General features: G+C 60.4%; 1 protein-coding gene. It reads left to right on the top strand.

Going from position 1 to position 437, the window contains the following annotated elements:
• Window positions 1–437: 3-hydroxyacyl-CoA dehydrogenase family protein (locus DTF_RS23950; RefSeq protein WP_162148660.1), on the top strand; the 437-nt coding region annotated here is incomplete at both ends.

Here is a 437-nt window from a genome sequence, read left to right as displayed (position 1 = left end):
AGGAGAAGATCACCGAAGCGCAGATGGAGGAGACCCTCGGCCGCATCAGCTTCTCCACGGATGTGAGCAGCCTGGCCGGCGCCTCCTTCATCATCGAGGCGGTCTTCGAGGACATCGAGGTCAAGAAGGAGCTGTTCGGCAAGCTCGACGCCGTCTGCGGCGACGACGTGATCTATGCGACGAACACCTCCTCGATCGCCATCACCGAAATGGCGGCCCTGGTCAAGCGTCCGGGGAAATTCGTCGGCATGCACTTCTTCAACCCCGTACCGATGATGAAGCTGATCGAAATCATCCCCGCCCTGCAGACCGAAGCGTCCACCACCGAGACCGCCAAGGAGGTGGCCACGAAGATGGGCAAGACCTTCATCACCTGCAAGGACACCCCCGGCTTCGTGGTAAACCGCCTCTTTGTTCCCTATATCCTGGACGCCGTC

This window comes from Desulfuromonas sp. TF, from assembly GCF_000472285.1.
Classification (GTDB): Bacteria; Desulfobacterota; Desulfuromonadia; order Desulfuromonadales; family ATBO01; genus ATBO01.
The sequence above is the reverse complement of the archived record's forward strand: the minus strand, read 5'-3'. Positions and strand labels throughout refer to the sequence as shown.